Source organism: Curtobacterium sp. MCBA15_008 (genome assembly GCF_001865065.1).
GTDB lineage: Bacteria > Actinomycetota > Actinomycetes > Actinomycetales > Microbacteriaceae > Curtobacterium.
The window spans coordinates 1-5,958 of the sequence record NZ_MJGN01000040.1; the positions used below are offsets into that span (position 1 = coordinate 1).

The 5,958-nt window shown below is 72.1% G+C and carries 6 protein-coding genes; 1 reads left to right on the forward strand and 5 read right to left on the reverse strand.

The genetic code is table 11. The features are described from left to right. Positions 1 to 240: 240 nt before the first annotated feature. From BIU96_RS14510 to BIU96_RS14530, 5 genes are all read right to left on the reverse strand, one after another. Positions 241 to 1,506 carry an MFS transporter gene (locus tag BIU96_RS14510; RefSeq protein ID WP_071293332.1) on the reverse strand — a complete coding sequence of 422 codons (1,266 nt, stop codon included), beginning with the start codon at positions 1,504 to 1,506 and terminating at the stop codon, positions 241 to 243. A 291-nt stretch (positions 1,507 to 1,797) separates the two neighbouring features. Beyond that, positions 1,798 to 1,977 carry a hypothetical protein gene (locus BIU96_RS14515; RefSeq protein ID WP_071293333.1) on the reverse strand — a complete coding sequence of 60 codons (180 nt, stop codon included), beginning with the start codon at positions 1,975 to 1,977 and terminating at the stop codon, positions 1,798 to 1,800. Between the two features lie 172 nt (positions 1,978 to 2,149). Continuing rightward, complete coding sequence (locus tag BIU96_RS14520) at positions 2,150 to 3,172, reverse strand: hypothetical protein (RefSeq protein WP_071293334.1); 1,023 nt, start codon at positions 3,170 to 3,172, stop codon at positions 2,150 to 2,152. 155 nt (positions 3,173 to 3,327) lie between these two features. Continuing rightward, positions 3,328 to 3,636 carry a thiamine-binding protein gene (locus BIU96_RS14525; RefSeq protein ID WP_071293335.1) on the reverse strand — a complete coding sequence of 103 codons (309 nt, stop codon included), beginning with the start codon at positions 3,634 to 3,636 and terminating at the stop codon, positions 3,328 to 3,330. Then, complete coding sequence (locus BIU96_RS14530; RefSeq protein ID WP_175477568.1) at positions 3,633 to 4,919, reverse strand: glycosyltransferase 87 family protein; 1,287 nt, start codon at positions 4,917 to 4,919, stop codon at positions 3,633 to 3,635. The genes BIU96_RS14525 and BIU96_RS14530 overlap by 4 nt, the downstream gene beginning before the upstream one ends. Positions 4,920 to 4,983: 64 nt before the next feature. Here BIU96_RS14530 and BIU96_RS14535 point away from each other — a divergent pair, with 64 nt between their 5' ends. After that, the gene (locus tag BIU96_RS14535; RefSeq protein WP_071293337.1) at positions 4,984 to 5,694 is read left to right on the forward strand and encodes a YceI family protein; all 711 of its coding nucleotides are present in this window, start codon (positions 4,984 to 4,986) and stop codon (positions 5,692 to 5,694) included. Positions 5,695 to 5,958 lie beyond the last annotated feature (264 nt).

Below are 5,958 nucleotides of genomic sequence, written 5' to 3' on the forward strand. Positions count from 1 at the left end.
GGACCCGGCCTCTGCTGCTCACCACGGGCGGTGGCCCGTACCCGGCGACGGCCTGGAGGCGCGGTGCGGGCCGGCACCGCGCCTCCCGTCGGGTGGTCGGCGGCGCTGATCCCGCCACGGCGACAGTCCGCGCCGACCGGTCCCGTCCCCCACGCGAAAGCGACAGTCCGCCGCGGGAGTTCCGCGGCGAACTGTCGCTTTCGGGAGCGGTGGACGGTGCGGCGTGCCCGCCCGTCCCCGTCAGACGATCGGAACCGGCGACGTGATCGGCCCCGTGCTCGGCGACGACGAGCGGAGCGCAGCACGACGGCTGCTGCGGCGCTCGGCTCCGTAGCTGACCATCGTCATGAGCACGCCGAGCAGCGCGAGCACGATCCCGAGCCACCCCGGCGCAAGGAAGCCGAACCCGGCGGCGATGACCGCACCGCCCAGGGCCGCACCGAGCGAGTTGCCGATGTTGAACGCCGAGTGGTTGAGCGCCGCGGCGATCGTGCGGGCGTCACCGGCGACGTCCATCAGGCGGGACTGCACCGCGGGCGGGATCGCGGACGAGGTCGCCCCGAGCAGGAACGCACCGAGGAACATCCCCCACGCCCACTGCGCGGTGAGCACGGTGACGAGCAGGGCGGCGATGAGGGCGAACATGCCGACGTAGATCGTGCGCTTGATGCTGTGGTCGGCCAGCAGGCCGCCCAGGATGCCGCCGACGACCATGCCGATGCCGACCACCACGAGCACGAGGGGCACGAAGGACTCCGGCAGCCCGGTGACGTTCTGCACGAGCGGCGAGATGTACGAGTACACCGCGAAGAACCCGCCGAAGCCGACGGCCCCGAGGCCCATGACCATCCAGACCTGCGGCACGCGGAAGGCCCGGAGCTCGCGGCCGATCGTGGCGTGCTCGTCACGGGCGCTGCGCGGCACGAACGCCAGCACCGCCAGGAACGTCAGCGCGAAGAGCACGGCGACGACGCCGTAGGCGATGCGCCAGCTCGCGACCTGCCCGACCCAGGTGATCGCCGGGACGCCGATGACGTTCGCGACCGACAGGCCGAGCAGCACCATCGCGATGCCCTTGCCGCGCTTGCCCGGACCCATGATGTCGCCGGCGACGATCGACGCGATGCCGAAGTACGCGCCGTGCGGCAGCCCGGCGACGAACCGTGCGACGAGCACGAGGCCGAACGAGGGCAGGATCGCGCTCGCGACCGTCGCGACGACGAACCCGACGAGCAGCACGAGGATGAGGCCCTTGCGCGGGAACTTCGCCGACATCGCGGCGATCGTCGGCGCTCCGACGACCACGCCGAGCGCGTAGGCGCTGACGAGCCAGCCGGCGTGCGCGATCCCGGCATCCGGATCGACGCCGTACTGGTGCGGCAGGAGCGCTGCGGCGATGTTCGGCAGCAGGCCCATCGCGACGAACTCGGTGGACCCGATGGCGAAGCCACCGAGGGCGAGGGCGATGAGCGCGAGTGCGCGGCGCGCAGGCGTGAGCTGGGACATGGTGCCTGTTCTCGGACGGGAGGAGCGGGACGGGTTCCGGACGTCGGCTCGCGACGGCGAGTCGGCTGGGACCGTCGGTGCACGCGGTGCGGCACCGGGCCTCCGATCCGAGGCGTCGGCACGCGGGAACGCTGGATCGCGAGCGCCGGTCTCGAGTCCGACACCGGACGGAGGACGGTCCGGGTTCAGCGGCGAACGGGGACGACCGGGCGCCTCAGGCAACCGGTCTCAGCAGTGTAGACCGCTCCAACACCCGAACGGAAGTCGGGTGACGAATCGATTCGACCGCCGTCAGGCGGCGCGACGCTCGGGCTGTGCGACGGGGGCACCGACCAGCTCGGGGAGCTCGTCGCGGTGGACCCACCCGGAGCCGCACTCGGTGCAGCTCGCCCAGGCGTGGTCGCCCTGCTCGTCGGTGTCGATGACGACCGTTCGCAGGTCGCAGTCGGGGCACCAGCCGTCGTGCATCATCACGCGCTCCTCGTCGTCCGGGGTGATCTCCGCAGCCGCCGGGGTGCGGCTCGATGAACCCCATGAGACACCCGGCCACCGACATCCACGGGAGGCACCCGGCGTGTCGACGGACGACGCGGCGGACGGTCAGCCCACCGCGTTCCCTCCCGCCCAGGACGCCGTCCGAGCGTCAGCGGGTCAGCTCGTCGGGGGCTTCGTCGGCGGCGAGCGAGGTCTGCTCCTGCTGCATGGCGGCCAGGGCACCGTTCACCTCGGCGGGCAGGTGCTCGGCCGGCTGCCACGGCGTCGGGATCTGCAGCGGGATGAGCTGCGCGACGCTCGGGCGCACGGTGGCGCCGTTCACGATCAGCTGCTCGAGCCGGTCGGCGTAGCCGGTGAAGTTCTCGGAGTCGTGCCAGCCGTACCACGCGCCGTGGGTGATGAGCGGGTCGAACCCCCACCGGGCGACGCGGGTGGCGCCCTCTTCCTCGACTCGACGGTCCGCGCGGGCGGCACGCATCCGGACGACGCGGAGCACTGCGAACACGATGCCGAGGCCGAACAGCAGCACGAGCCACACGATCGGACCCGTGAAGGGGTTCTCCGGTTCGATCGCGTCGCAGTTCGCCTGCGTCAGGACCTCACCGACGTTGCGGAGGCACTCCTCGTACGCAGCCCGTCCGTTCGAGAACGACGCCGTCAACGCCGCGAAGCCGAGGCCGATGAGCGGGAGCACGAGCAGCACGAAGCTGACGATCGACAGCACCTTCAGCGGGGTCTGCCGGAGCCGCGCCGGGAGCTGTGCGAGGCGGCGCTGTTCGTCGGCGGGGGTCTGCGCCCGCGCCACGTCGATCGCTCGAGCCCACGCCGCCTGCCACGAACGATCACGTCCACGCAGGAACGGGACCAGGGCCAGCGCGCGCTGCTGCCAGTCGACGAACGCCGCACCCTCGGGCGTCTGCCGCCACATCGAGAACTCGTGCCGCGCGGTCTGCGCGGCCATCGCCTGCTGCAGGGCGTGCTGCTCGCGCTGCACCGCGACCTGCTCCTCGGCGCTGCGTGCTGCCCGTGCGGTGTTCGCCGCAGTCGCCACGTTCAGCATCATGCTGAGGCCACTCGTGACCTGGATGCTCTTGAGGGACTTTGCCGACGCCGCCTGATCGGCGCGGATCGCCCCCATGTCCTTGCCGAACTCGTAGTTGCCGTAGGCCATCAGCCAGCACCCGTGCTTCCTGAACGTGCGCAGCGCGCACCGTGAGGACGCCCGCGGGGAAGCCCCTGGGATGCGTCCGGATCCCCCGTGTTCGAGGCTAGGAGACCGGCACGACCACGGACGAATCCTCAGCATCCCCAGATCGGGGTACGCGGTCAGCCGTCGAGCGCCGCCTCGAGCCGCTCGAGCTTGCCGTCGATCTCCCCGACGTGCCCCGGCCGGATGTCGGCCTTGAGCACGAGCGACACCCGCGTGCCGTACGCGCCGACGGCCTCGGTGGCGCGCTTGACGACGTCCATGACCTCGTCCCACTCCCCCTCGACCTCGGTGAACATGGACGAGGTGCGGTTCGGCAGCCCGCTCTCGCGGACGATCCGTACGGCCGCCGCGACGGCGTCGTGCACGGACCCGTCCGACGTTGCGGAGGGACCACCGGACGGGGCGACGGAGAACGCGACGATCATGGGTCCATCCTGCCCCGCGCGGGAACGGAGCGTGCAGGTGACCCGACGCCCGGTCCGGCGCGCAGCCCGAGCCGCACCAGCGCCACGACGCTCCAGACGAGCACCGCGACCTCGAGGGCGTTGCGGAGCGTCAGCACCACGAGGACCCAGGGCTGCACGGTGAGCACCTGGTCGTAGAACCCGGGGTAGACGATCTGGGTGAGCAGCGCCATCGGCAACGCCGCCACCGCGATCGGCAGGAAGCGCCGGGCGCTCGGCCGACCGGCGACGAGCCCCCACACGATCGGCACGGCGAACCACCCGATGTACTGCGGCGACCCCACCTTGTTCGTGGCGACGAGCGCGGCGACGAACAGCAGCGCGAGGAGCGGCGCCGCCTCGGTGCGGTGCGCACCGCGTCGGACCGCCCAGAGCGCCAGGAGCACCCCGGCCACGACGACCGCGGCCATCAGGGGCGTCGACACCGCGGCGGCCGCGTGGGTGCCGGCGCCGGAGACCTCGAAGGTCAGGATCTGCTGGTCGTAGTAGACCGCGGCGCCCGGCACCCCGAACGCGGCCGCCCACATGAACGGCGTCGCCAGCGGCGCCTCGATCTGCAGCGCCCGGCCGGTCTGCTGGCCGACGAACGAGAACAGGTGCGCCGCTCCCCCGTAGAGCACGTCGACGAGGACGATCAGCGCTGTGAGTACGAGCGCCCCGGCGAGGACCCCACGGCGGTGCCCCCGACGGAGCAGCAGGAGAACGCCGACGAGCGCAGCGGGCCACACCTTCGTCCACGCTCCGGCGGTGAACAGCACGGAGGCCACGGCCGGCCGGCTGGCGACGAAGGCCACCCCGACCAGGGCGAGCACGGTCGCGACGGTGTCGATCCGGCCGAGGCCGATCGGCCCCAGCGCCAGGAGGAACGCCAACCACCACCACACGACCCGCACGCCGAGTCCGCGGAAGCGCCACAGGAACCCGCACGCGACGGCGTCGAGCACGATCATCAACAGGAGCCACCCGGTGCCGATCGACCCCACGCCGCCCAGGGCAGCGGCGGCCATCGGCACGATCGCCAGGATCGGGTACACCCAGTCGGAGTCGATCCCGACCCAGAACCGGTCGGTGTGCCCGGTCTCGATCCACCGCTTGTACGTGATCGTGACGTCGCCGAGCGGCAGGTTCGCCGAGATCGTCGTCAGGTACCAGAGGAGCGCGTGCACGGCCAGGAACGCGACCACGAACGCGGCCACCTCGAGCCATCGCGACCGCCACACCGTCGACCCTGCCGTCCTCTGCACCGGACGAGCGTAGCGGCCGAGGAATCCCAGGCTCCCCAGAGCATGACGTGTCACCGTCGTCCTCGTGACCTCCGACACCCCGCGCCCCCGCCGCAAGGCCGTCATCTGGATCTCCGTCATCGTCGCCGTCGTCGTGCTCGGCGTCGTCGCTGCGGTGGTCGGCACGAACCTCTACACGAGCAGCGAGAACGCGAAGGCCTCGGCCGCGCCGTCCGTCGCCGCCAGCCGTGCCCCCTCGACGATCGACGACGCCGACCTGTCCGGCACCTGGACGGTCGGCGGCGACTCGGAGGCGGGGTACCGCGTCCACGAGGTCCTCAACGGCTCGGACGTGACCGTCACCGGACGCACCGACAGCGTGACCGGCAGCGCCACCGTCGACGGGTCGGCCATCACCAAGGCCGAGATCACGGTGCAGGTCGCCGACATCGCCACCGACTCGAACCAGCGCGACTCCTACTTCCGCGACTCCGCGATGGACGCCGCGGCCTTCCCGACGGCGACGTTCGCCCTCACCGAGCCCGTCGCGGACGCGGTCCCGAGCAGCTCGGGCACGACGAAGGTCGAGGCCACCGGCAACCTCACCCTGCACGGCGTGACGAAGCCGGTGACCGCCACGCTCGAGGTCGGTCTGAACGGCGACGGCGTCGACATCTCCGGCTCACTCCCGATCACGTTCTCGGACTACGGCGTGCAGGCCCCGAACCTGGGCTTCGTGAAGGTCGACGACTCCGGCGCCGTCGAGTTCGTCGTGCACGCGACGCCCGCCTCGTAGCCCGGCCACGGGGCGGCCCCGTCCGCGACGCGCCCACCTGCGGGCCGGGAGGCGCGGTGCGGCCCCGCCACGCGCCTCCAGGCCGCCTGCCGGTCGCGTCCACGGCACGCGCCGCGCGCACGCGGTCTGCCGTGCGCATACGGTCTGCCGCGCGCACGCGTCGCGACACCGTCGATGTCGTACGACGACGCGCCTGTCGCAACCACGCGTCCGCAACCACCCGCGTGCGCAACGAACGACACCGTCGACGGGTGGATTCAGGTG